The following is a 21,181-nucleotide window of genomic DNA, read 5'->3' as shown; positions in this document are numbered from 1 at the left end:
GCCGCTGCCTGGCCAAATGCAGCCCGAGCCCGGCAAGGCCGAGGACAAGCGCCCTCCTGAAGAACGCGTCGCTGATGCCAACAAAGCCGCGACCCAGCAACCCACCAAGTACGGGTATGTTAATGCAGTGCAAGTCTACCCCTTCACCGATGGCGCGCTTTATCAACTCTATGCCGCGCCGGAGCGCGTGACCGACATCGCTCTGCAGCCGGGCGAGAAACTAACCGCCGTGTCGGCTGGCGACACCGTGCGCTGGGTCATTGGCGATACCGCAAGCGGCACCGGTGACAATCAGCGCACCCATGTTCTGGTAAAACCCTTCGCGCCGGGTCTTGCCACCAATGTCGTCATTACGACGGACCGGCGGACCTATCATTTGCAGCTTCAAAGCACCGAGAAGACCGCAATGGCGGCAATCTCCTGGACCTACAGCCAAGACCAGATCATCGCGCTTCGCCAGCGCAATGCTCAAGCCGAGGCAGTTACACCGGTCGCGTCGAACATCGCGCTCGAAAACCTTCGCTTTCGCTACTCAATCAGTGGCGACACACCGCCCTGGAGACCGACGCGAGCCTTCGACGACGGCAGCAAGGTCTATATTGAGTTCCCTCGTCGCATAGATCAGGGCGAGGCGCCACCACTCTTCATCGTCGGCGCAGATGGGAGCAGCGAGCTCGTCAACTATCGCGTGCGCGGCAACTATTACATCGTCGATCGGCTCTTCGCCGCGGCCGAACTTCGCCTCGGCACCAAGCGGCAGCAGGTGATCCGCATCAGCAGGATTGACGGCAGGCAACCGCAACGGCGGATCTCGCTCTTTCGCGGCAGCCGGCGAGGTGAGGGCTCATGATCGAAAATTCCCGCTCTGGCATCCCGCCGAAACTGGATCCCGAGGAACTGCAGCTTCGGGCCTCTCCCCGCCGCGTGGTGCGGTTCAGGCGCGGTGTGATCATCGCTATCGCAGCGCTCGGATCCGGCGCTGTCTTCGGCGTTACCATGATCGCCCTCCAGGGGCCGGCCCTTCGCATCAGGGATCAGGCGGAAGATCTCTACAACACTGAGCGCAAACCAACCGCCGAGGGACTCGATACGCTTCCCCATGACTATTCCGGCATGAAGCCAAAGCCTCCCGTCCTTGGGCTACCTTTGCCGGGCGACCTCGGCCGCCCCATCCTCGAGCGGCAGCGCCAGCTCGGCATCGTGCCGGGCCAAGACATCTCGGCCGAGGAGCAGCGTCTAGCGCAGCAGGCGATCGAAGCGCGTGAATCGCGGGTGCTTTTCCGCGTCGAAAATCGAGCTCAACAGACAGATGTCGGAGAGAGCGTGCAAACTGCTCAGCATCCATTTGAGGCGCTTCCCCAATCCGAAGCAGGACGCGCGTCAGCCTCGGTGGCGGCGGCGGAAGGCGACCAGAACAATCAGCAGCGAAAGCTTGATTTTCTCAGCCAGCGGAGCACTGGCGGGATCTACAATCCGCATGCGCTTCAGACGCCGATCTCGCCATATCAACTGATGGCTGGCAGCGTGATTGCCGCCAGCCTGATCACCGGCATCAATTCCGATTTGCCGGGCCTTGTCGTCGCGCAAGTCACCGAAAATGTGCACGACACGGTCACGGGCAACATATTGCTGATTCCGCAGGGCTCACGTCTTATCGGCGTCTACGACAGCGTCGTCGCGTTCGGGCAAAAGCGAGCGCTGCTGGTCTGGCAGCGCATTCTGCTGCCCGACGGCTCGTCGGCCGAAATCGACAATCTGCCCGCGAGCGACACCGCCGGCTACGCAGGGCTGGAAGACAAAGTCGATTTCCACACTTGGCAGATGATCAAGGGAGTGGCGCTTGCCACATTGCTCGGTGTCGGCACAGAATTCAGCCTCGGCGAAAACGAGAGCGATCTGGTCAAGGCGATCCGGGAATCAGCCCAGCAGAACGCCAGTCGAGCCGGCCAGCGCATCACCGAAAAAAACCTCAATATCCAGCCCACCATCGTCGTCCGCCCAGGTTGGCCACTGCGCGTCATCGTGCACAAGGACATCGTGCTGCGGCCATACGCCAGTTGAGCAGGAGTTATCATGGCTGACCTGAAACTTGGAAAACTTCCGGACCGAACAGCTTCGAAGATCACCATTACCGTCAGCGCGGAGCTGAGCCAAACACTCAAGGAGTATGCTGCACTTTACCGTCAGACCTATGGTCAGTCTGAAACCGTGGCAGAACTCATCCCTTTCATGCTGGCGGCGTTTCTGGAAGGCGACCGAGCCTTTGCCAGGGCCAGAAAAGAACGTCTGCCGACGGAGCTTGCCGGAAAATCGTGACTCCTCCGCTAGGGCAGCTGGAACATTGCCTAGCTGTCGCGACCTACCTGCTCCTCGCGAAGCATAGGATCAAACCCCTTGGAATGTAGGTATGCGCAAGAGAGGATGTGGAAGGAGATACCGCGCAACAGCCTAAGTTTGCATTTTCGATTTGATGCGGTAGTCGCCTATGAGCGGTCAAAACGAACGCAGCTGGTTCGCCGATCGACCAAACGGCGAGCGCACTGTGCTTTGCTCAGACCGCCACCGAGTGCCTCGCCGTTCCCCCTTTGAAATATGTATCGAACTTGGCCGCGATGGTTCGAATGAAGGGGCGACTTTCAGTCCGTACGAGGAAACTGTCACCATCGAATTCAAGCGCTCGGGCAGGATCGTGGAGTGCGATGGACCTCGAGCGATGAAGGAGCTGCTCGCCGGCTTTGCCGAACCGCTCCACCAGATCGACTGCCGAGAAGGCAAAATCACACATCAGCCGCTCGATGATCCAGCCACGGACGCGATCGTCGTCGGAAAGGGCAACGCCGCGGACGGCAGCCAACCCGCCATCCGCAACCATGCGCCCGTACCCGGCAGTCGAAGCCATGTTTTGCACGTAGCCTTGGCGAAAACGACCGATGGACGAAGGGCCAAGTCCGATCAGTGTCGGGCAGCGATCCTCAGTGTAGCCCTGAAAATTGCGATGCAAAACCCCTGCGCGGGCCGCTATGGCCAGCGCATCGTCGGGCTTCGCGAAATGATCGAGTCCTATTGCCTCATATCCCTTGGCGACAATTGCCCGCGCCGCGAGTTGAGATTGGGCGAAACGCTCAGTGGGACTCGGCAGCCATGCCTCGTCGATCATCGTCTGATGCTTCTTGAACCAGGGCACATGTGCGTAGCCGAACAGGGCCATCCGGTCTGGCTCCAAGGTCAGTGCCTGCGCCACCGTGGAACAGATCGTCTCGCGTGTCTGATTCGGGAGCCCGTAGAGCAGGTCCAGATTGACCGATTCGACGCCCCGCGAACGAACCCCGTCGACGACTGCCTTGGTCTGCAAAAAACTCTGCTCACGATTAATTGCTTTTTGCACTTGCGGATCGAAATCCTGCACGCCGAGGCTCGCCCGGGTTACGCCGATTTGAGCAAGTGCATCAAGGCGCGCCTTGTCCATGTCGTTGGTTTCGATTTCGATGCTGACCGTAGCATCCGGGAGAAAGTCGAAGCTGTCCCGCAAGGCCGCTCCAAGAGCAACCATATCATCGGGCCTCAGAATAGTTGGCGAACCGCCACCGAAGTGGATTGCACGGACATGTGCCTTGCCGCTCAGCAGACCGGCAATCGTGACGATTTCGGCATTCAGCGAGCGCAGATAAGCGGCCACCGGCTCATATTGGTGCGTCTGCTTGGTGTGGCAGGCGCAGAACCAGCAGAGCTTGTCGCAGTAAGGAATGTGCAGGTACAGCGAGATTTCGTCGCCGCTTTCCAGCGTCTCCAACCAGCCACGGTAAATGGCAGCATCGATCCCCGAATGGAAATGCGGCGCCGTCGGATAGCTGGTGTAGCGTGGGACGTTCTCGCTGAGTTTGACAGCTATTTCCGATTGCATCTCGCGTTCACCGTGTTGCCCGCCGGAACACTGCACGCATCGCTGAAGCAGACCCTGATCTCGATCAGCCGCGCTCATGGACAAACCGCCGCAGGATTTCTCTACCCTGGATGGGTATCCTGCCGGCAGTTAGGATCGGGTAAGGCGAACGCATGACCTTTCGGCAAGACATTCATAGTTCCGGCATTCCTGTTCTTTGCTTCCCTTGCGAGGCACGGCGTCGCGGTGTCTGCGGTGCGCTCGATCCAGACAATTTGGTTGGGCTCGCCAAGACTTGCTCGCGTCGCCGGATCGAGTCAGGAATGGAGTTGACCGGCGAGGCACAGAACGTCGACAGCTACTCCAACGTGCTTTCAGGCGTTGTAAAGCTATCAAAGAGCCTGTCGGATGGGCGCCAGCAGATCGTCGGTCTCCAGTTTGCACCGGATTTTCTGGGACGTCCTTTCAAGGTGGAAAGCTCGATCAATGCGGAAGCGGCAACAGCAGTCACGCTGTGTTCGTTTCCGCGAGCGGCCGTCGAACGGATGATGAAGGCGTCACGGGAATTCGAGCATCGCCTGCTCAAACAGACGCTGAATGAACTCGATGAGGCGCGCGAGTGGATGGTGACGCTGGGGCGCAAGACAGCTCCGGAAAAGGTAGCGACTTTTCTCCTCATGATGGCCCGGAATATCGATTCCAGTCTCGATGCGGCTTCCGGGTCGGCGTCCTTCGATCTGCCGCTGACGCGTGTCGAAATGTCTGATTTCCTTGGAATCACCAACGAGACCGTGAGCCGCCAACTGACGCGATTGCGGGCTGACGGGGTGATTCGGATTGAGAACGCACGCCATGTGACGGTGGACAGCATAAGCCGTCTGGAGAAGCGCTGTGGCGGCGGACGCGAGCGGCCCTAAGCGGCGAGGCCATGTCGCATGACTCCGGGGCGGGCCGTGTTTGCCTTTTAATGCGATGTTGCCGCGCCTTCGACGAAGCGGCGTCACGGTCGAGACAAACAGCTTTCGGGCTTTGATAGGAACGTGACCAATCGCCAGGTGTGTTTCGGCACATACCGGCGAAGCATGGTCCTTAATCTGCCACGGCTCGGCGGAACGATCGCGTTCGTTTCCAATGGGATCCGAACAACGTTTGGCAGGGCATCGGCAATAGCATCCAACGCGCGCAGGGCCTCAGCTTTCGCCTCAGCGATCGCGTCTGCGCCCGCCCAACCCAGGGAACGCCTTCCATGAGGGGGGTGAGCCCGCGCTGCGTTCCTCGTTCATTCGCCACCTGCTGATTGCGCCGCCGACACAAAATCTTGCGGCCTGACATAGATCAGGGCGAGGGGGCGGCGGCTGCGCGATTAGTGCGCTGCGGATTTGGCATCCACCAGATTCGAGATCGGGATCTGCAATGAAATTCGGCACAGAGATCGTCCTTCTAAGCGTGTTCGCTTTTGCGGCCCTGGTGGCCGCCGGCTTCGGCGTGGATGAACCTTTCCGCCGACACATGTGGGTGTTGTTCTTCGCAGTGGCTGGTTTCACTGCGATCCTGTTGCGCAACACGGAGTTCAAGCCAGCAGCTCCGATTGACCCATCCGCTTACATGGATGGTCCGATCCGCTACGGCGCGATCGCCACCGTGTTCTGGGGTGTCGTCGGCATGCTGGTCGGCGTGGTGATCGCGCTGCAGCTCGCCTATCCCGATCTCAACATCCAGCCCTGGTTCAATTTCGGTCGTTTGCGGCCGTTGCACACATCCGGTGTCGTCTTCGCCTTCGGCGGCAACGCGCTGCTTTGCACGTCTCTGTATGTCGTGCAGCGCACCTGCCGCGCCCGCCTCTTCGGCCGTGATCTGGCCTGGTTCGTCTTCTGGGGCTACCAGCTGTTCATCGTCATGGCCGCGACCGGCTACCTGCTCGGCATCACCGAGGGCCGCGAGTACGCCGAACCCGAATGGTATGTGGATGTCTGGCTGACCATCGTCTGGGTCGCCTACCTCATTCTGTTCCTTGGCACGATCCTGAAGCGCAAGGAACCGCATATCTACGTGGCCAACTGGTTCTACCTGTCGTTCATCGTCACCATCGCGATGCTGCATGTGGTCAACAACCTGTCCATACCAGTCTCGTTCCTGGGCTCCAAGAGCTACTCCGCCTTTTCAGGGGTCCAGGACGCCTTGACGCAATGGTGGTACGGCCACAACGCGGTCGGCTTCTTTCTCACCGCCGGCTTCCTCGGCATGATGTATTATTTCGTGCCCAAGCAGGCGAACCGGCCAGTCTATTCGTACCGGCTGTCGATCGTCCATTTCTGGGCGATCATCTTTCTCTACATCTGGGCCGGGCCGCATCACCTGCACTACACCGCCTTGCCCGATTGGGCGCAGACGCTCGGCATGGTGTTCTCGATCATGCTGTGGATGCCGTCCTGGGGCGGCATGATCAACGGCCTGATGACGCTGTCCGGCGCCTGGGACAAGCTGCGCACCGATCCGATCATACGCATGATGGTGATGGCCGTCGCCTTCTATGGCATGTCGACCTTCGAAGGCCCCATCATGGCGATCCGGGCGGTCAATTCGCTGTCGCATTATACCGACTGGACGATCGGCCACGTCCATTCGGGCGCGCTCGGCTGGGTTGGCATGATCTCGTTCGGCGCAATCTACTACATGGTGCCGAAGCTCTGGAACCGGCAACGGCTCTACTCGTTGCGGCTGGTCACCTGGCATTTCTGGCTGGCGACACTTGGTATCGTTGTCTACGCCGCGGTGATGTGGGTATCCGGCGTCATGCAGGGCCTGATGTGGCGCGAATACGACGAGCAGGGCTTCCTGGTCTACTCCTTCGCCGAGACCGTCGCCGCCATGCACCCCTACTATGTCATGCGCGCCATCGGTGGGGCCATGTACCTCTCCGGCGCGCTGATCATGGCCTGGAACATCACCAGGACCATCCTCGGCCACCAGCGCGAGGAGGAGCCGATGCCGAGCCCCGTCGCCATCCGACCTGCGCGATCAGGAGCCAGGTAATGGGCTTGATGGACAAACACGCAATCATCGAGAAGAACGCCACGCTTCTTCTCGTTGGCTCGCTGCTCGTGGTGACGGTCGGCGGCATCGTCGAGATCGCGCCTCTCTTCTATCTCGACAATACGATCGAGAAGGTGGAAGGCATGCGCCCCTATTCGCCGCTCGAACTTGTCGGGCGCAACATCTATATGCGCGAGGGCTGCTACCTCTGTCATAGCCAGATGATCAGGCCGTTCCGCGACGAAGTTGAGCGCTATGGCCACTACAGCCTAGCTGCCGAGTCCATGTACGATCACCCCTTCCAGTGGGGATCGAAGCGCACCGGGCCGGATCTCGCCAGAGTTGGCGACCGCTACTCGAATGCATGGCATGTCGCGCATCTTACCGACCCGCGCTCGGTGGTGCCGGAATCGATCATGCCGAGCTATGGGTTCCTGAAAGACACGCCGATCGACGTGAAGGATTTCTCAACGCATCTGGTCGCCAACAGGCTTGTAGCCGTCCCTTACACCGATGACATGATCGTCCACGCCAATGCGGATCTGGCGGCGCAGGCCGATCCCAATGCCGACACATCAGGCCTTGAGGCGCGTTACCCAAAAGCCAAGATCGGCGACTTCGACGGCAACCCGCAACAGGTCACCGAAATGGATGCCCTGCTCGCCTACCTGCAGATGCTTGGCACACTGGTCGACTTCAAAAATTACGACGAAGCCGCCGGCTACCGCTGAGGAGAACGCTGATGACCTACAATTTGATGCGGGCGTTTGCCGACAGCTGGGGCCTGGTTGCGATGGCGCTGTTCTTCGTGGGGTGCATCGCCTTTGCCCTACGCCCCGGCAGCCGAAGGCTGGCCGACGAAGCGGCCCGCATTCCGCTCGAGGACGAGTGATCATGAGCGACGAGCATATCGATGAAATCTCTGGCGTCTCGACCACCGGCCACGAATGGGATGGCATCCGGGAGCTGAACAACCCGCTTCCCAGATGGTGGGTTATCACCTTTTACGTCACCATTGTCTGGGCGATAGGCTACACCATCGCCTATCCAGCATGGCCTCTGTTGCACTCGGCGACGAAGGGTGTGCTCGGCTATTCCAGCCGCAACGAGGTCAGGAACGAGCTGACTGCGGCTGAGGCCGCCAAGGGCAAATATATCTCGGCGGTGGAGTCCAAGAGCGTCTCGGAGATCTCCGCGGACGACGGCCTGCGCGAATTCGCAATCGCCGCCGGTGGCGCCGCTTTCAAGGTCAATTGCGTACAATGTCACGGCTCCGGCGCCCAAGGTTCCAAGGGCTTTCCCAATCTCAACGACGACGACTGGCTATGGGGCGGCAAGGCCGAGCAGATCCAGCAGACGATTACGCACGGCATCCGCTTCGCATCCGATCCGGACACGCGCCTGTCGGAAATGCCGGCCTTCGGCGACATCATTACCGCCGACCAGATCGCACAAGTCAGCGCCTACGTGGCCAGCCTTTCCGGCAAGGTCCGCGATGCAAGTCTGATCCAACCCGGCGCCAAGGTCTTTGCCGAGAACTGCGTCGCCTGTCACGGCGACAATGCAAAAGGCAACAGGGAATTCGGCGCCCCCGACCTGACCGATGCGATCTGGCTCTATGGATCCGGTGAGACAGCCATCGCCGCACAGGTCCGTGCGCCAAAACAGGGCGTCATGCCGGCCTGGGTTGGCCGTCTCGGCGAGATCAAGGTCAAGGAACTTGCAGTTTATGTCCATTCGCTTGGCGGCGGAGAATAGGAATGGAAGTCCTATTCTTCGGTCCCCCCTGCCAAGCGGACGAGGCCCGGCGTGAGCCGGGCCTCGACACCATCCCTAATGCGATCTGCACAACCCGGCAAGGCTATCCTACCGCGAGGCTTTACGACAGGTGCCCCTGACATTGGCTGGGAAAGTGGAGTTGCACATGCGTGATAAGACGCAGTTGACACGGCTCGAAACAGAAACTGTCAATTCCGCCAAAACCCGCAAGCCGCTTTATGCCGCGCGTCAAAAGATCTTTCCGAAGCGCGCCTCGGGCAACTTTCGTCGCTTCAAATGGCTGGTGATGACGATCACACTTGGCATCTACTACCTGGCTGCGTGGCTGCCTTGGGCTCGCGGTCCATTTGCCCCGGACCAGGCAGTCCTGCTCGATCTCGCGAACCGGCGCTTCTACTTCTTCTTCATCGAGATATGGCCCCAGGAATTCTTCTATGTGGCCGGCCTCCTGGTCATGGCGGGCGTCGGTCTTTTCCTGATCACCTCGACTGTCGGCCGTGCCTGGTGCGGCTATGCATGCCCTCAGACGGTGTGGGTCGATCTGTTCCTCGTCGTCGAACGTGCGATCGAGGGGGACCGCAACGCCCGCATGAAACTTGACGCAGGTCCCTGGACCGCGCGCAAGCTCATGCTGCGTGTGTCCAAGCACACCATCTGGCTGGTCATAGGGGCGGCGACTGGCGGCGCCTGGATCTTCTACTTTGCCGATGCACCGACGCTGCTCGGCGAGCTCTTCACCGGCACTGCGGCGCCCGTCGCCTACATCACTGTCGCCGTCCTGACGGCTACCACCTACACGTTCGGCGGTCTGATGCGCGAACAGGTCTGCACCTATATGTGCCCGTGGCCCCGCATCCAGGCGGCCATGCTCGATGAAAATTCCCTCACTGTCACCTACAATGACTGGCGCGGCGAACCGCGTTCGCGCCACGCCAAGAAGGTGCTGGCCGCAGGCCAGCCCGTGGGCGACTGCGTCGACTGCAATGCCTGTGTCGCGGTCTGCCCGATGGGGATAGACATTCGCGACGGCCAGCAGCTCGAATGCATCACTTGCGCGCTCTGCATCGACGCCTGTGACGGCGTCATGGACAAGCTCGGCAAGGAGCGTGGGCTGATCGCCTATGCGACGCTCTCCGACTACAACGCCAACATGATGCTGGCGACTGCAGGCGGGTCCAGCTCAGTCAATCCATCGCTGATCAGGACCGCTGATGGCCTGTTCTCCGACAAGGTGGCGCATTTTCACATCCGCAAGATCTTTCGGCCGCGCACCTACGTCTACATGGGCTTGTGGTCGCTGATCGGCCTCGGCCTGCTCTATTCGCTGCTGACGCGCGATCGGCTCGAACTGAACGTATTGCATGATCGCAATCCCCAGTTCGTCACGCTGACCGACGGATCCATCCGCAATGGCTATACCGTCAAGCTGCTCAACATGATCCCCGAGCCGAGGACGATCGTCGTAACCATGCAGGGCCTTGAAGGCGCTGACATGGTCGTCGTCGGCGACGACATCCCCGCAGGCCGTTCCTTCGCCATTCCGGTCGAACCCGACCGCCTGAAAATGCTGAGGGTCTTCGTTCGCCAGCCGGCGGACCAGATCCGCGCTCCGGCACAGACCTTCAAGTTCCGCGTCGAGGACAGAGCCAGCTTTGAGTCGAACGAGTACACCGCCACCTTCAACGCGCCGGAGCCCCTCAGATGACTGCCAATGTACAAAAGCCTCGTGAATTCACCGGCAGGCACATGCTGGTCATCATCCTGGCCTTTTTCGGCGTGGTCATCGCAGTCAATCTGACCATGGCAACGCTCGCCAGCACAAGCTGGACTGGCCTCGTCGTCGAAAACACCTATGTGGCGAGCCAGCAATTCAACAAGAAGGCCGAGGAAGGACGGGCGCAGGCAGCACTTGGCTGGACCGGCAAGCTGACCATCGCATGGGGCGAAGTTCGCTATGGCCTCGCCGACGTCGCCGGCAAGCCGGTTCCCTTGCACGGCGTCAAGGTGCTGTTTCGCCATCCCGCGTACGAGAAGGAGGACAAGTCGGTCACCCTCGCACCCGCCTCGGGCCAGGAATTCGCAGCCCAGCACATGCCGAAGGACGGCGTCTGGATTGTCGAAGTCGACGCCGACGCCGGTCTGGACAAACCGTATCGCGACGTCCGCCGGATCATGATTTCCAATGGAGCGCTGCAATGAGTTGTTGTGCACCGGGCGCCGAAATGGCGCTTGATCTGGTCAACACCGGATCGGTCCTGCCGTCCAGCCAGGAGATCAGGCTGGCGAGCCGATCGCTTGGCGATGATCTTCACCAGACCGATCTTTCAGTACCGACGGTTCATTGCGCAGGCTGCATCCAGACGATCGAGACGGCGCTGGGAAAGCTCGATCGCGTCGAGAGCGCCCGCGTCAACCTGTCGACGAAACGGGTCTCTGTCCGGTGGCGTGGTGACGAGGTCCCACCGTTCGTCGTCGCGCTTGGGCGGCTAGGCTACCAGGCGCATCTCTTCCCTTCCGAGGTCGGCGACAAGGACAGGACGTTATCGGATTTGATCCGCGCGGTCGCGGTTGCCGGCTTTGCGGCGGGCAACATCATGCTGCTTTCGGTCTCGGTCTGGTCCGGCGCCGAAGGTGCTACCCGCGACCTGTTTCACTGGGTCTCGGCGCTGATCGCCATTCCTGCCCTCGCCTTCGCCGGCGGCATCTTCTTCCGTTCGGCCTGGAATGCTTTGCGCCATGGCCGCATGAATATGGACGTGCCGATCGCGGTCGGTGTTTCGCTCGCCTACGCCATGAGCCTCTACGAGACGATCAACCATGGCGATCACGCCTATTTTGACGCGTCGGTATCGCTGCTGTTCTTCCTGTTGATCGGCCGCACGTTGGATCACGTGATGCGCGAACGTGCCCGGACCGCTGTGAAAGGCCTGTCCCAGTTGGCCGCACATGGCGCCATGGTGCTGCGCAGCGACGGCGCGCGCGACTATTTGCCGGTCGGCGAGATCGAACCAGGCATGCGGTTGTTGATCGCAGCCGGTGAGAGGATCCCCGTCGACGGCAAGATCATCCAGGGAACGTCGGATCTCGACTGCTCGCTGGCCTCAGGCGAAAGCACGCCGAAAAACGTGGCGCCGGGCGAAGCAGTTCAGGCCGGCGTGCTCAATCTTACCGGCCCGCTGACGATTGAGGCGACAGCCGCCGCGAAGGATTCGTTTCTGGCGGAAATGGTTCGTCTTATGGAAGCCGCAGAGGGCGGCCGCGCGCATTATCGCCGGATCGCCGATCGCGTTTCAGCGCTCTATGCCCCGGTGGTTCATCTCACAGCCTTCGCGACGTTCCTTGGCTGGATGGCGGTGACCGGCGACTGGCACCGGGCGATAACCATCGCCATTGCCGTTCTGATCATCACCTGCCCGTGCGCGCTCGGCCTCGCCGTACCGATCGTTCAGGTGGTCGCCGCGCGGCGCCTGTTTGAGAACGGCATCATGGTAAAGGACGGTTCTGCCATGGAGCGCCTGGCGACGATTGATACAGCGGTGTTCGACAAGACCGGAACGCTCACGCTCGGCCAGCCCCGGCTGGTCAATGCATCGTCGATCGATCCGGCCATGCTGGCAGTCGCGGGAGACATGGCTACGCATTCCCGCCATCCTTTTTCAAAGGCCATAGCCGGTTTTGCCCATCCCGGCGGGCAGTACAAATTTGATGCCGTCACCGAGCATCCAGGGTTTGGAATCGAAGCCACTGGAGCCGGAAGCACCTGGCGGCTAGGCCGACGCGGATGGGCTGGATGGAGAGCCCGGACCGGTGGTGAAGGCAAACATGGCGGAACCGTGCTGACAAAAGACGGGTTCATTGTCGCGACCTTCGATTTTGAGGACGCGCTGCGCGCAGACGCCAAGGCGGCGATCGGGCAATTGAGCCATGCCGGGGTGTCAGTGGAAATGCTGTCGGGCGATACTGCGGGTGCCTGCGGTGAAGTCGCAGAAATGCTGGGTGTCAAGGACTTCGTTCCGTGCCTGCTGCCATCCGGCAAGGTCGAGCGCATCGAGACCCTGGCGAAAGACGGACACAAGGTTCTGATGGTTGGCGACGGCCTCAACGACACGCCGGCGCTCAGCGCGGCGCATGTCTCGATCGCTCCAGCTACCGCCGCCGACATTGGCCGCAATGCCGCCGACTTCGTATTCCTGCGCGAAAGCCTTCTGGCAGTGCCTCTCGCGCTGGACGTCTCGCGCAAGGCGGGACACCTGATCCGCCAGAACATCGCGATTGCGATCGTCTACAATGCGGTGGCAGTACCAATCGCCATCCTCGGGCACGCCACGCCTTTGTTAGCGGCGATTGCCATGTCTGCCTCATCGGTGCTTGTTATTGGAAACGCATTGCGCTTGCACGGCTTCGGGGCGAATGCGACGCTGCAAGTTATTCAAAAAGTCGGACGCTCCGCAGTCAGCTATTCGGCATAATCCTCGTGACGACGTTGCTCTATCTCATACCAGTGGCCCTTTTTCTGGGTGCACTGGGTGTGTCCGGCTTCGTCTGGGCATTGCGAAGCGGTCAATACGAAGATCTCGACGGAGCCGCCGAGCGGATACTAATTGATCGGGACGACAAACCGGAACGCTGATTTCAATCCGCTGTGCATAAGATGCGCGGATCGCGCTCGTCAGTCGAGCCGGCTCGGTCGGGAACAAGCTGTCCATGCTCCATGCTCCATGCTCCATGACCATCTTGACCTAAGCTGCACACTACATTTGTGAAAAGCCTCTGTCGTGCGAAGGACTGCCTCCCATTGCACCCAGTATGAGGCGGCTGATGCCACGAGAGTACCTCGCGTGGCCGGACGAGAGCTTGGCCATGTGCGCACGGGTTCCAAAGTGGAACGTCACGGTCGATCACCTGACCGTGAACCGCCAGTGCCGATTGGTCATGTCTGGCTGATCCAGATCAGGGTCATACTCATCGGTGTGTTCTATTGACCAGTCTTCGACGGAGAAATGCATGACTTACGGAAAGATTGGTCGTCATTATCAGCACCTTCACGGTTCTGGGTTTTCTGTCGTGTGGTCGGCCATGCCTTGTGCTTACGGCGCAGCCATTAGCTGACCGGCGTCGTGTGTATCTCGCTTGCTGGCTGACCATCCGCGTGGCTGCGCGGACACGGGGGCCGATCAACAGCTTTCGCCTTTGATGGGTTGTGTGCGTCGAAAGTGGCCTTCTTTGGGCTGACTTCGTAGAAATGTTCCAGGGCTCGCATCCAGCGCCGAAGATCCTCGTGATGTCAACGTGCTGCGGAGCATCATCGGGGTTGGGACGTGCGTTTTCGAGATCGATCAACCGTCCGAAGTTGATCATTGGTTCGAGTGACGCGCGCTATTTCGACGACTATGTCGCCGCGTGGGCTTTGCTCTATCGGCGACTGAATTGCAAGGACATCGACATCGAAGCCATGCAGCAGGTTCTTGATGAGATATGCGCGGTCGTGGATAAAAGTTTCCGCTACCTTGGCTGGGATGACGAGAGAGAGCGCTACGTTCGATACCCTCGCAAGAGAGCCCGCTTCGACGTCGTGGAGCGTGAGTAGTATGCGCAAGGGTTCCAGGTGGAATGTGGCGATCGATGCGGCGCGGCCGTGGCTGACCAGCGTCGCGAGTGTCTCGCTTGCTGGCGGCGATCTGCGCGGCTGCGCGGCCAAAGGGCGGGATCGGTTAGCCGCATCCACCTCTGAGCGCTTTGAGTGCTTCGTTGCCGATCGATGCGAATCTCCCGGCCCAGCGCCTTTAGGCAATGCGGCGGCCACGGAGCTCATGTCACTCGGCTCAGTTCCACCGTTACACGAGGATAGGCGACCGGATGGCGGCACGCTGATGGGCTCTGACGATAATTTTGACATCGTTGTCGTTGGAGCCGGCCCGGTCGGCCTTTCGTTCGCTGCGTCGCTTGCCCAAAGCGAACTCAAGGTGGCAGTTGTTGAACAGAACACATTCGATAGTCTGGCGAATCCGGCTTTCGATGGTCGCGAAATCGCGCTGACCAACGCTTCGATCAGAACCCTTCGCGAGCTCGGCGCCTGGGATGTCATCCCGGCTTCGGACAAATCAGCACTTCAAGGCGCGCGCGTGCTCAACGGCTCGAGCGCATTCGCTCTTCGTTTCGATCCTCCCAGCAACTCTGGAGAACCGCTGGGGGTTTTGGTTCCAAATTGCCGGATCCGCGAGGCGCTGTTCAAAATCGTCCGCTTGCAGGATCGCGCCCGGCTGTTGTGCGGCCACTCGGTCGTCGATGCAACAAACAGCCAAGAAGGAGCAGTCGTAACGCTCTCTAATGGCGCGCGTTTAACTGCTCGGCTGGTTGTTGCCGCGGATTCGCGTTTGTCCGCCACGCGTGATCTGCTAGGCATCGGCGCCGATATCAACCGGCTTGGCCACTCGATGCTGATTTGCCGAGTGAGGCACGAGCGCGCCCACCACCAGATCGCCATCGAATGGTTCGATCACCATCAGACGATAGCGATGTTGCCCCTCGCGGAGGGCATGTCGTCGCTGCTGCTCACATTGCGCTCAAACGAGGCCTATAGACTGCTTGCCTTCGATGATGATTTGTTCCTGTCGGAGTTGACGAAACGGTGTCGAGGGCGCCTTGGAAAAATGACCTTGGCAAGCAAGCGCCACACCTATCCGCTGGTCACGACCTGGGCGCACAAATTCCGGGCGCCGAGCGCCGCACTCATCGGCGACGCTGCCATCGGCATGCACCCGGTGACCGCTCACGGATTCAACATCGGTCTCAGCAGCCAGAAGCAACTCGCCCGTGGAATCATGACTGCGTGCCGCGACGGCCGCAATGTTGGCGACCCCGACATGCTGCATATATACGAAAGGCGGCTGCGCCTGTCGGCGGCGCCGCTCTACCATGCAACGAACATATTGATTGGACTCTACTCCAGAGACCACCTGGCGGCACGGCTTGCAAGGCATCTGGGGCTTCGCTTTGCCCAACATGTTCCCCTTGTCCGGCATGGGATATCGGCGGAGCTCCAGCGGTGATACTGCACCAGCAGTCGCATTTTTGCGCGTGCTGGGCGAGCGATGGGAGAGAGTGCATGATGCACCGGAGTAATCCTGCTCCCCGACGCTGATCTCCGATTGAAGAATTAACCCGTCCTTCAGGGGGGCTGCATAGGCTGCGGACAAGCAGGAGTAAGCAAGCTGACCCGTCCAGCCTTGGAAAAGAAGATCCGCTGGAGGCGAGAATCCTTCAGGACCAGCTCGCTGATCTGAGGGCAGGCCTTTTCGTCTCAATGCCGATAAGCATTGTGCTGTCCGGGCTGATTTTGACCGTGCAGGCCCTTTCCGGGAACGGTCTTGCTGGCGCGGCCTGGTTTTCGGTCGTTAATGCGATAAATGCCGCCCGCCTTGCACTCGCCCGTCATCAGCTGAAGGAACCCGGAGTCCAGGATGATCTGACACGGGTTTGGCTGCGGCTTCGCTGGTTTGGCAGGCTTGCTCTTCTGGCGGGATTCACCTGGTCATTCCTTGCCATCCTAACGGCTGGATACACGACGTCTCAAGCATCGCTGCATCTAATAATTCTGGCGGGCATTTCAGCTGGCGCGGTCACGTACGGCAGCTCATATGCTGCGGCAGCGATATGCTTCATCACACCGCCACTCCTCATTGCCGCCGCATGTTTGCTGACGAAGGGAGCCCCGGAAAACTACATTCTGGCTTTTGCCGTCCTGCTTTTCGAGGGCGGCCTGGTTCGATCCTCGTTCGTTGGACAAGCGCGCTTCCGTGACGCGAGCCGCCTGAGACATCAAGCCGAGCGGCTTGCCGCGGAAATGGAGCGCAATTCCAGGGAGGACCATCTTACCGCGCTCCTCAACAGGCGGGGCCTCGAACATGCAATCGATCAGTTTGAGAACACCGATGGACCCTTTGTGGCCATGCTGATTGATCTGGACGGGTTCAAATCTGTCAACGGTACCTACGGTCACAGAACGGGTGACGAGCTGCTTGCCAGGATCGCCCGCCGAATAGAGGAAGAAGCACCGGAGGGCTCAACGCTCGCCCGCATCGGTGGGGATGAATTCGTGCTGGTTTTTTCTTCGCGAAAGAATTCTCCTTCTCCCACCAATCTCGCGTCCAATCTCATAGCCAAGCTTGCTCGCCCCTATCCTGGGATCGCATCCGTCCGCATTGGAGCGTCTATAGGAATCTACTTGGCTGAAAACCCCGGACTGACGGAAATGTTGTTGCGGGCCGACATCGCCCTTTACACAGCTAAGCGCCGCGGCAGGAATGAATTTTGTCTGTTCGGTGCCGAGCTAGCCCGGGAACTGCAACGCCGCCAGTCAATCGAACGCGATCTTCATTCGGCGATAACGATGAGAAGCTTGGTCGCTTGGTTTCAGCCAATCGTAAGACTCGAAACTGAAGCGTCGTCGGTTTTGAAGCCTTGCTAAGATGGTCTCACCCGCTTCACGGTCCCATTTCTCCGCCCGAGATCATGACAGCGGCACGCGAAACTGGAATGCTTCAGCTGCTAACTCAAACGGTATTCGCCGACTGTTGCGCTCTTATCGAGGGCTTGGTCAAAGCTGACCGTCGTGATGTTCGTGTGGCGATGAATGTTTCACCGCGCGAGTTGGAAGCTGGCGATATTGACGAGATGATTCTTAATGGTCTGGCGGCAAAAGACCTCCCTGCAACGATGTTCGACATCGAGATTACCGAAGAAGCCCCAGTGGATCCGGACAGAGTGGATGAAAAGCTCGGCCAGCTTTCACATGCTGGCATTTCTATCGCGCTCGAGGACTTCGGCACCGGTTTTTCGACGTTGGCATCGCTCAAGGACAGTCGGATCAGGAAAGTGAAAATAGATCAGGGCTTCATTCGCGGCTTAGCCAAGTCCCGGGAGAATCGGCTGCTTGTCAAAGCGGTGATTGACCTTGGTAGGACGCTCGGGATCGAGGTCATGGCCGAGGGCGTTGAAACAGAGGCAGATCGGCAAACTCTGTACAAGCTTGGCTGCAGAACCGCGCAGGGCTTCCTGTTCTCTAAGGCAGTGCCTCTCCATTTGGCACTTGATTCGGTAGTAAAAGAGCACGCGAAGGAGTTGTGACCGGCCTCTCCGTCCGTGCTGCTCGCGGAACTTTCATGTGGGGTGGACCTGACGCGCGAAAGCCGTTTCGGACGGTAGAGTTATTACGGGGGCGAAACTGAGCACGTGGTTTGGATAGCAGCAATCCGGTCCACCGGCGCACATGCAGCGGCTTCATACAAGCGTTCAAGTTGCGAGATGAGCTTGAGTGAACGACGTCGGAGAATTGCGTCCCTTGGACGCTGGTTTCGCGGTTCCCGTAGGATTCGATTACGGGAAGCGTTCTTGGCTGCTTCTCGGCTCAGCGCTCATCTGGATGAACAACGTACCCGCGGTCAAGGTTTTCGCGACCTCAACCCAGTCACCATCCCGCAACAGCAGCGGTCGGGTCCTGATCAAGCGCTCAGCCTCAGCACAGGTGCTGGAGCAACGGTAGAGCGCGGAAAACGTGTATCGGAATGCGCTGGCTCACCATAGGAAGCTGCCACGGCATGTCGAATGTCCCCAGGGGGCGGGACCGTTCCCTTGCATTTGTCTCGATGACGGGCTCTCAAAGCTAAAGCCAAGAGAGCTTTATAAAAATCGCACCCGATCGGCTGCGCAACGACGACCAGCTGAGGCCCGATCGGGTGCTAAGGTCGTGCCAAAAAAGGCGCGTCACTGTCGCATTTCTAGCCGGCTTGCGATCGGACGTCATCTCTTGGCGATCGTTGCCCCTTCTCTCAAATGCGCTTAGCGGCGCCGACGGCGAATAGCGCAAGCTTTTCCACCCGTTTCTACTCCACTACCGAGACTCGTCACCAACCTCCTTTTATTCGCTTCCATATGGCCCATCCTGTCTCCAATCGAGGAGGAGCGCGAACATGGGCCAAGCCGTAGAACGTCTCAGTCTCGGGAATTCTTCTGCTCGCCAAACTGCCGTTGTCACCGGCACCATATTTGGCAGGGTGACAGTGAACGACAAGATATCAGGCGTTCTTGTCTGGGCTGAACTATGCTTGCAAGCCATAACCCAAAAATCGCCGATCCCTTTGAATTCGAGCCGGATGAATGGGTGTTTCAAAATTTTTGGCGGTTTTAGGCAGAACCCTCCGATGGCCCGCGTACCGGTCAAGCTTCGTGAGCACTTTAGGTTCGTCGATCAGGCATAGGTTTGTATCCCATGCCACATGCTGGCCGTTTGCCTAGTTCGGAAGCCCTCGAGAGGCGTTGCTCGTCTTGGTATGGCGTCGCCCCTTTTTCCGATCCATCGGCCACGGAGCTAGAATGCTGTCTAGCTGTTGCCGCCTACTTGGTCATCCGGCATGGAGATGCCTATATACCGACCTTCGAAAGGCTGGAATACGAGGTCGAACAAATGCGGCGGAAGCTCGGAAATCGCGAGCGAGCGCAGCGCGTGCTGGCCACGCTCAACCTAAATGGCTCGGACAGCTGGAGCCGTGAGGTTGGTTCTCAAGGCCTGGATGGCGCCGCAATCACATTCGCCCGGGCGGGGTAAAAGCGATTTTTTGAAGCCACTCGCGCTTTTGCGCTAACGAAGGTCCCGCGCCGTATTTGGGCCGGATCCATTTGTGGCCCATCAGAGAAGCAATTACCTTCTCCGGCGCCTCAACTGCCGTCAGCCGGTCCTCGAAAGTGTGTCGCAGGCTATAAAGACTATGCTCGGAAGTCGGCAGAAGTTCCTTGCTGGCGAGCACCTTGTTGACGAGCGCTGAAAGTGACGCGGCCTTGTCGCGATAACGAGGAAAGCCGTCCGGATGGAGCTTGATGGCTGCAAGTGCGCCGCCAACCAAGGGAATGTCACGGGCTGAATGACCGGTCTTCAAGCGACGGCCATTGGGGCGCACCCGCACATGCGGGATTTCTTGATCGAGGTGGATTGTTTCGGTGGTGAGGTTTGCCGCTTCAGAAAGCCTGAGTCCGGTATCGGCAATCACATAGATTAGATGGCGGGCTTCGTCATTGAGTCCGTCGAGCGCGCCTTCAGCGAGTATCTTCTCCTGAATGAACTCCGCTGTGAACGCAGCGCGTTGCCCGGGGACGGCGCCGGAAAGACGCAGGTTTCGAAAAACCGGCTCCAGCTTGAGCTGGTGAGTCAGATCGACGACGCGCAGCATTTTCGAAACATGGCCGATGTCCTTGTTGGCCGTACCGATATCAAGTCCATCCTCAACGATCCGCTTTTGCCACCACTCGCGGAACGCGATTGCGTCGTCCCGAGTGAGGCTTGCGATCTCCTTGTCGCCAATGACTCCAACCAGATTGGCAACTGCGCGCTTTTTGGGGTTACGCCATTTCTTGATTTGGTTAGGCGACATGGTCAGCAAGTTCTGTTGCTCGATCGTCTCGAATTCCTTGATAAGACCGCTCAGGCGGACCGCTGGCCGCTTCTCCCCACCCATGACGGCCGAGACGTCCTGCGCGTCCTCGATCGATTTTTTGTCGAGGAGCAGCTTGATACGGGCCATGAGTTCGTCGAGCGGCCCCGCTGCTAGTTCCTCGTTAGAGCGATAGGCCAATCCAAATGACCGCGCGCGCTTCCTCGCGGCTTCGAAACGCAGCCCCGCCTCGGCGGATTGGCCTTCCCGCAGTCTACGCCAATACGCCTCCAGCCCCGCGCCGAGGCTTTGCACTGCATCTCGCGCCCGTACACCGCGGGGATCGTCAGCCACGGCGACGCCCGTGGAAATGCGTACTAGGCAGCGGCGATCAAACGCCGCGAATTCCTTCGGCACCCTGCGGACGAGATACCAGATGCCTTCACGTTTATGCGGCTTTGGCGCTGCGGAACGTCGCATTATCTTTCTCTAATGTTACACAGTTTGTTACACAGTCTAAGATAAGTTTCGCTTCGCGCTGGTCAAGCGCAACAAGGAAGCTTTTGAAAGGAAACGATTATTATGGAAGCTAAATGGCGGAGAGGGAGGGATTCGAACCCCCGATGCCCTTGCGAGCATGCCGCATTTCGAGTGCGGTGCATTCGACCACTCTGCCACCTCTCCGCGGTCATGGTCGGCCGTTGCCGGCGCGGCGCACTAGATAACGACTGGACGTAAAGGTTACAAGGCCAAATCTGCCGGATGTCAGGCTTCTTTGACGTGGTGTCGATTTGGTCACGGCCAAGCGCTTCCCGCGGGGCGGCCAGGTGGCCAGTCGGCGGCGTCAACGTTCGCCTATCACATGGACGACGGCGGCCGGCCTGGGCGCCGCTAACCGCCCGACGTTCATGGTGTCGGCCACTTGCCTTGACTTTGACCGGACCTTCGGTTAGGGAACGCGCGCAATCGGCGTGGAGGGGTCTTCCGCGCCGCTTGTTTTTTGAACCCGCAGACTGACAAAAAGACGGCCGAACCGCTCGATGCGGTTCATCGATGCCGACCGAAC

At 59.6% G+C, this 21,181-nt stretch carries 18 protein-coding genes and 1 tRNA gene; 16 read left to right on the top strand and 3 right to left on the bottom strand.

Going from position 1 to position 21,181, the window contains the following annotated elements:
* The 3 genes from trbG to EN780_RS08515 form a co-directional block, all read left to right on the top strand.
* Nucleotides 1-850 (top strand): P-type conjugative transfer protein TrbG (gene trbG / locus EN780_RS08525; protein WP_128273148.1); only part of this gene is annotated, 850 nt, incomplete at its 5' end.
* Nucleotides 847-2,061 carry a TrbI/VirB10 family protein gene (locus EN780_RS08520; protein ID WP_126057785.1) on the top strand — a complete coding sequence of 405 codons (1,215 nt, stop codon included), beginning with the start codon at nucleotides 847-849 and terminating at the stop codon, nucleotides 2,059-2,061. The genes trbG and EN780_RS08520, both read left to right, overlap by 4 nt.
* A 12-nt stretch (nucleotides 2,062-2,073) precedes the next feature.
* Complete coding sequence (locus tag EN780_RS08515) at nucleotides 2,074-2,316, top strand: DUF2274 domain-containing protein (RefSeq protein ID WP_126057786.1); 243 nt, start codon at nucleotides 2,074-2,076, stop codon at nucleotides 2,314-2,316.
* A gap of 235 nt (nucleotides 2,317-2,551) precedes the next feature.
* Here EN780_RS08515 and hemN read toward each other — a convergent pair whose 3' ends face one another.
* Nucleotides 2,552-3,901, bottom strand: coding sequence for an oxygen-independent coproporphyrinogen III oxidase (hemN, locus tag EN780_RS08510; protein ID WP_126059321.1), 1,350 nt, complete (start codon nucleotides 3,899-3,901; stop codon nucleotides 2,552-2,554).
* A 152-nt stretch (nucleotides 3,902-4,053) separates the two neighbouring features.
* Here hemN and EN780_RS08505 point away from each other — a divergent pair, with 152 nt between their 5' ends.
* The 13 genes from EN780_RS08505 to EN780_RS40535 all read left to right on the top strand — a co-directional run bounded on the left by EN780_RS08505 (nucleotide 4,054) and on the right by EN780_RS40535 (nucleotide 17,818).
* A complete protein-coding gene (locus EN780_RS08505) occupies nucleotides 4,054-4,797 on the top strand; it encodes a Crp/Fnr family transcriptional regulator (RefSeq protein ID WP_126057787.1) in 744 nt (247 codons plus the stop codon).
* 496 nt (nucleotides 4,798-5,293) lie between these two features.
* Nucleotides 5,294-6,913 (top strand): cytochrome-c oxidase, cbb3-type subunit I, encoded by a 1,620-nt coding sequence (gene ccoN / locus EN780_RS08500; RefSeq protein WP_126057788.1) that lies wholly within the window; start codon nucleotides 5,294-5,296, stop codon nucleotides 6,911-6,913.
* Nucleotides 6,913-7,644: a cytochrome-c oxidase, cbb3-type subunit II gene (ccoO, locus tag EN780_RS08495; RefSeq protein WP_126057789.1), complete on the top strand. Its 732-nt coding sequence runs from the start codon at nucleotides 6,913-6,915 to the stop codon at nucleotides 7,642-7,644. The genes ccoN and ccoO overlap by 1 nt, the downstream gene beginning before the upstream one ends.
* Before the next feature lie 11 nt (nucleotides 7,645-7,655).
* Nucleotides 7,656-7,805 (top strand): cbb3-type cytochrome c oxidase subunit 3, encoded by a 150-nt coding sequence (locus EN780_RS08490; RefSeq protein WP_024502864.1) that lies wholly within the window; start codon nucleotides 7,656-7,658, stop codon nucleotides 7,803-7,805.
* 2 nt (nucleotides 7,806-7,807) lie between these two features.
* Nucleotides 7,808-8,671 (top strand): cytochrome-c oxidase, cbb3-type subunit III, encoded by an 864-nt coding sequence (ccoP, locus tag EN780_RS08485; RefSeq protein ID WP_126057790.1) that lies wholly within the window; start codon nucleotides 7,808-7,810, stop codon nucleotides 8,669-8,671.
* 166 nt (nucleotides 8,672-8,837) lie between these two features.
* Entirely contained in the window at nucleotides 8,838-10,397 is a 1,560-nt protein-coding gene (gene ccoG, locus EN780_RS08480; RefSeq protein ID WP_126057791.1) for a cytochrome c oxidase accessory protein CcoG, read from the top strand.
* Nucleotides 10,394-10,891, top strand: a complete 498-nt coding sequence (locus tag EN780_RS08475; protein WP_126057792.1) for a FixH family protein — start codon at nucleotides 10,394-10,396, stop codon at nucleotides 10,889-10,891. Before ccoG ends, EN780_RS08475 begins: the two co-directional genes overlap by 4 nt.
* A complete protein-coding gene (locus EN780_RS08470; protein ID WP_126059322.1) occupies nucleotides 10,888-13,161 on the top strand; it encodes a cation-translocating P-type ATPase in 2,274 nt (757 codons plus the stop codon). Before EN780_RS08475 ends, EN780_RS08470 begins: the two co-directional genes overlap by 4 nt.
* Nucleotides 13,162-13,166: 5 nt before the next feature.
* Nucleotides 13,167-13,322 (top strand): cbb3-type cytochrome oxidase assembly protein CcoS, encoded by a 156-nt coding sequence (ccoS, locus tag EN780_RS08465; protein ID WP_081714250.1) that lies wholly within the window; start codon nucleotides 13,167-13,169, stop codon nucleotides 13,320-13,322.
* Between the two features lie 612 nt (nucleotides 13,323-13,934).
* On the top strand, nucleotides 13,935-14,279 hold the full coding sequence (locus EN780_RS08460) for a hypothetical protein (protein WP_126057793.1): 345 nt from the start codon (nucleotides 13,935-13,937) through the stop codon (nucleotides 14,277-14,279).
* Between the two features lie 280 nt (nucleotides 14,280-14,559).
* Nucleotides 14,560-15,741, top strand: coding sequence for a 5-demethoxyubiquinol-8 5-hydroxylase UbiM (gene ubiM / locus EN780_RS08455; RefSeq protein WP_185928959.1), 1,182 nt, complete (start codon nucleotides 14,560-14,562; stop codon nucleotides 15,739-15,741).
* A 254-nt stretch (nucleotides 15,742-15,995) separates the two neighbouring features.
* Nucleotides 15,996-17,159, top strand: a complete 1,164-nt coding sequence (locus EN780_RS40540; protein WP_245455339.1) for a GGDEF domain-containing protein — start codon at nucleotides 15,996-15,998, stop codon at nucleotides 17,157-17,159.
* Complete coding sequence (locus tag EN780_RS40535) at nucleotides 17,153-17,818, top strand: EAL domain-containing protein (RefSeq protein ID WP_245454739.1); 666 nt, start codon at nucleotides 17,153-17,155, stop codon at nucleotides 17,816-17,818. The genes EN780_RS40540 and EN780_RS40535 overlap by 7 nt, the downstream gene beginning before the upstream one ends.
* A 1,454-nt stretch (nucleotides 17,819-19,272) precedes the next feature.
* Here the strand turns inward: EN780_RS40535 and EN780_RS08445 are convergent.
* Both EN780_RS08445 and EN780_RS08440 read right to left on the bottom strand, forming a co-directional pair.
* Nucleotides 19,273-20,595, bottom strand: a complete 1,323-nt coding sequence (locus tag EN780_RS08445; RefSeq protein ID WP_126057794.1) for an integrase — start codon at nucleotides 20,593-20,595, stop codon at nucleotides 19,273-19,275.
* 114 nt (nucleotides 20,596-20,709) lie between these two features.
* Nucleotides 20,710-20,799 (bottom strand) — tRNA-Ser (locus tag EN780_RS08440).
* Nucleotides 20,800-21,181 lie beyond the last annotated feature (382 nt).

This window comes from Mesorhizobium sp. M4B.F.Ca.ET.089.01.1.1, assembly GCF_004022605.1.
In the GTDB taxonomy this organism is placed as follows: Bacteria; Pseudomonadota; Alphaproteobacteria; order Rhizobiales; family Rhizobiaceae; genus Mesorhizobium; species Mesorhizobium abyssinicae.
Note: the sequence above shows the minus strand (reverse complement) of the source record. Positions and strands in the feature narration are given on the sequence as shown.

Bases quoted from the DNA above. Each gene is read 5' to 3' on its own strand.
- EN780_RS08470 (WP_126059322.1), top strand. From the start codon at position 10,888: ATGAGTTGTTGTGCACCGGGCGCCGAAATGGCGCTTGATCTGGTCAAC.
- EN780_RS08505 (WP_126057787.1), top strand. From the start codon at position 4,054: ATGACCTTTCGGCAAGACATTCATAGTTCCGGCATTCCTGTTCTTTGC.
- EN780_RS08520 (WP_126057785.1), top strand. From the start codon at position 847: ATGATCGAAAATTCCCGCTCTGGCATCCCGCCGAAACTGGATCCCGAG.
- EN780_RS08460 (WP_126057793.1), top strand. From the start codon at position 13,935: ATGTTCCAGGGCTCGCATCCAGCGCCGAAGATCCTCGTGATGTCAACG.
- EN780_RS08475 (WP_126057792.1), top strand. From the start codon at position 10,394: ATGACTGCCAATGTACAAAAGCCTCGTGAATTCACCGGCAGGCACATG.
- hemN (WP_126059321.1), bottom strand. From the start codon at position 3,901: ATGCAATCGGAAATAGCTGTCAAACTCAGCGAGAACGTCCCACGCTAC.
- ccoP (WP_126057790.1), top strand. From the start codon at position 7,808: ATGAGCGACGAGCATATCGATGAAATCTCTGGCGTCTCGACCACCGGC.
- EN780_RS08515 (WP_126057786.1), top strand. From the start codon at position 2,074: ATGGCTGACCTGAAACTTGGAAAACTTCCGGACCGAACAGCTTCGAAG.
- ccoO (WP_126057789.1), top strand. From the start codon at position 6,913: ATGGGCTTGATGGACAAACACGCAATCATCGAGAAGAACGCCACGCTT.
- ccoN (WP_126057788.1), top strand. From the start codon at position 5,294: ATGAAATTCGGCACAGAGATCGTCCTTCTAAGCGTGTTCGCTTTTGCG.
- EN780_RS40540 (WP_245455339.1), top strand. From the start codon at position 15,996: ATGCCGATAAGCATTGTGCTGTCCGGGCTGATTTTGACCGTGCAGGCC.
- ccoG (WP_126057791.1), top strand. From the start codon at position 8,838: ATGCGTGATAAGACGCAGTTGACACGGCTCGAAACAGAAACTGTCAAT.
- EN780_RS08445 (WP_126057794.1), bottom strand. From the start codon at position 20,595: ATGCGACGTTCCGCAGCGCCAAAGCCGCATAAACGTGAAGGCATCTGG.
- EN780_RS08490 (WP_024502864.1), top strand. From the start codon at position 7,656: ATGACCTACAATTTGATGCGGGCGTTTGCCGACAGCTGGGGCCTGGTT.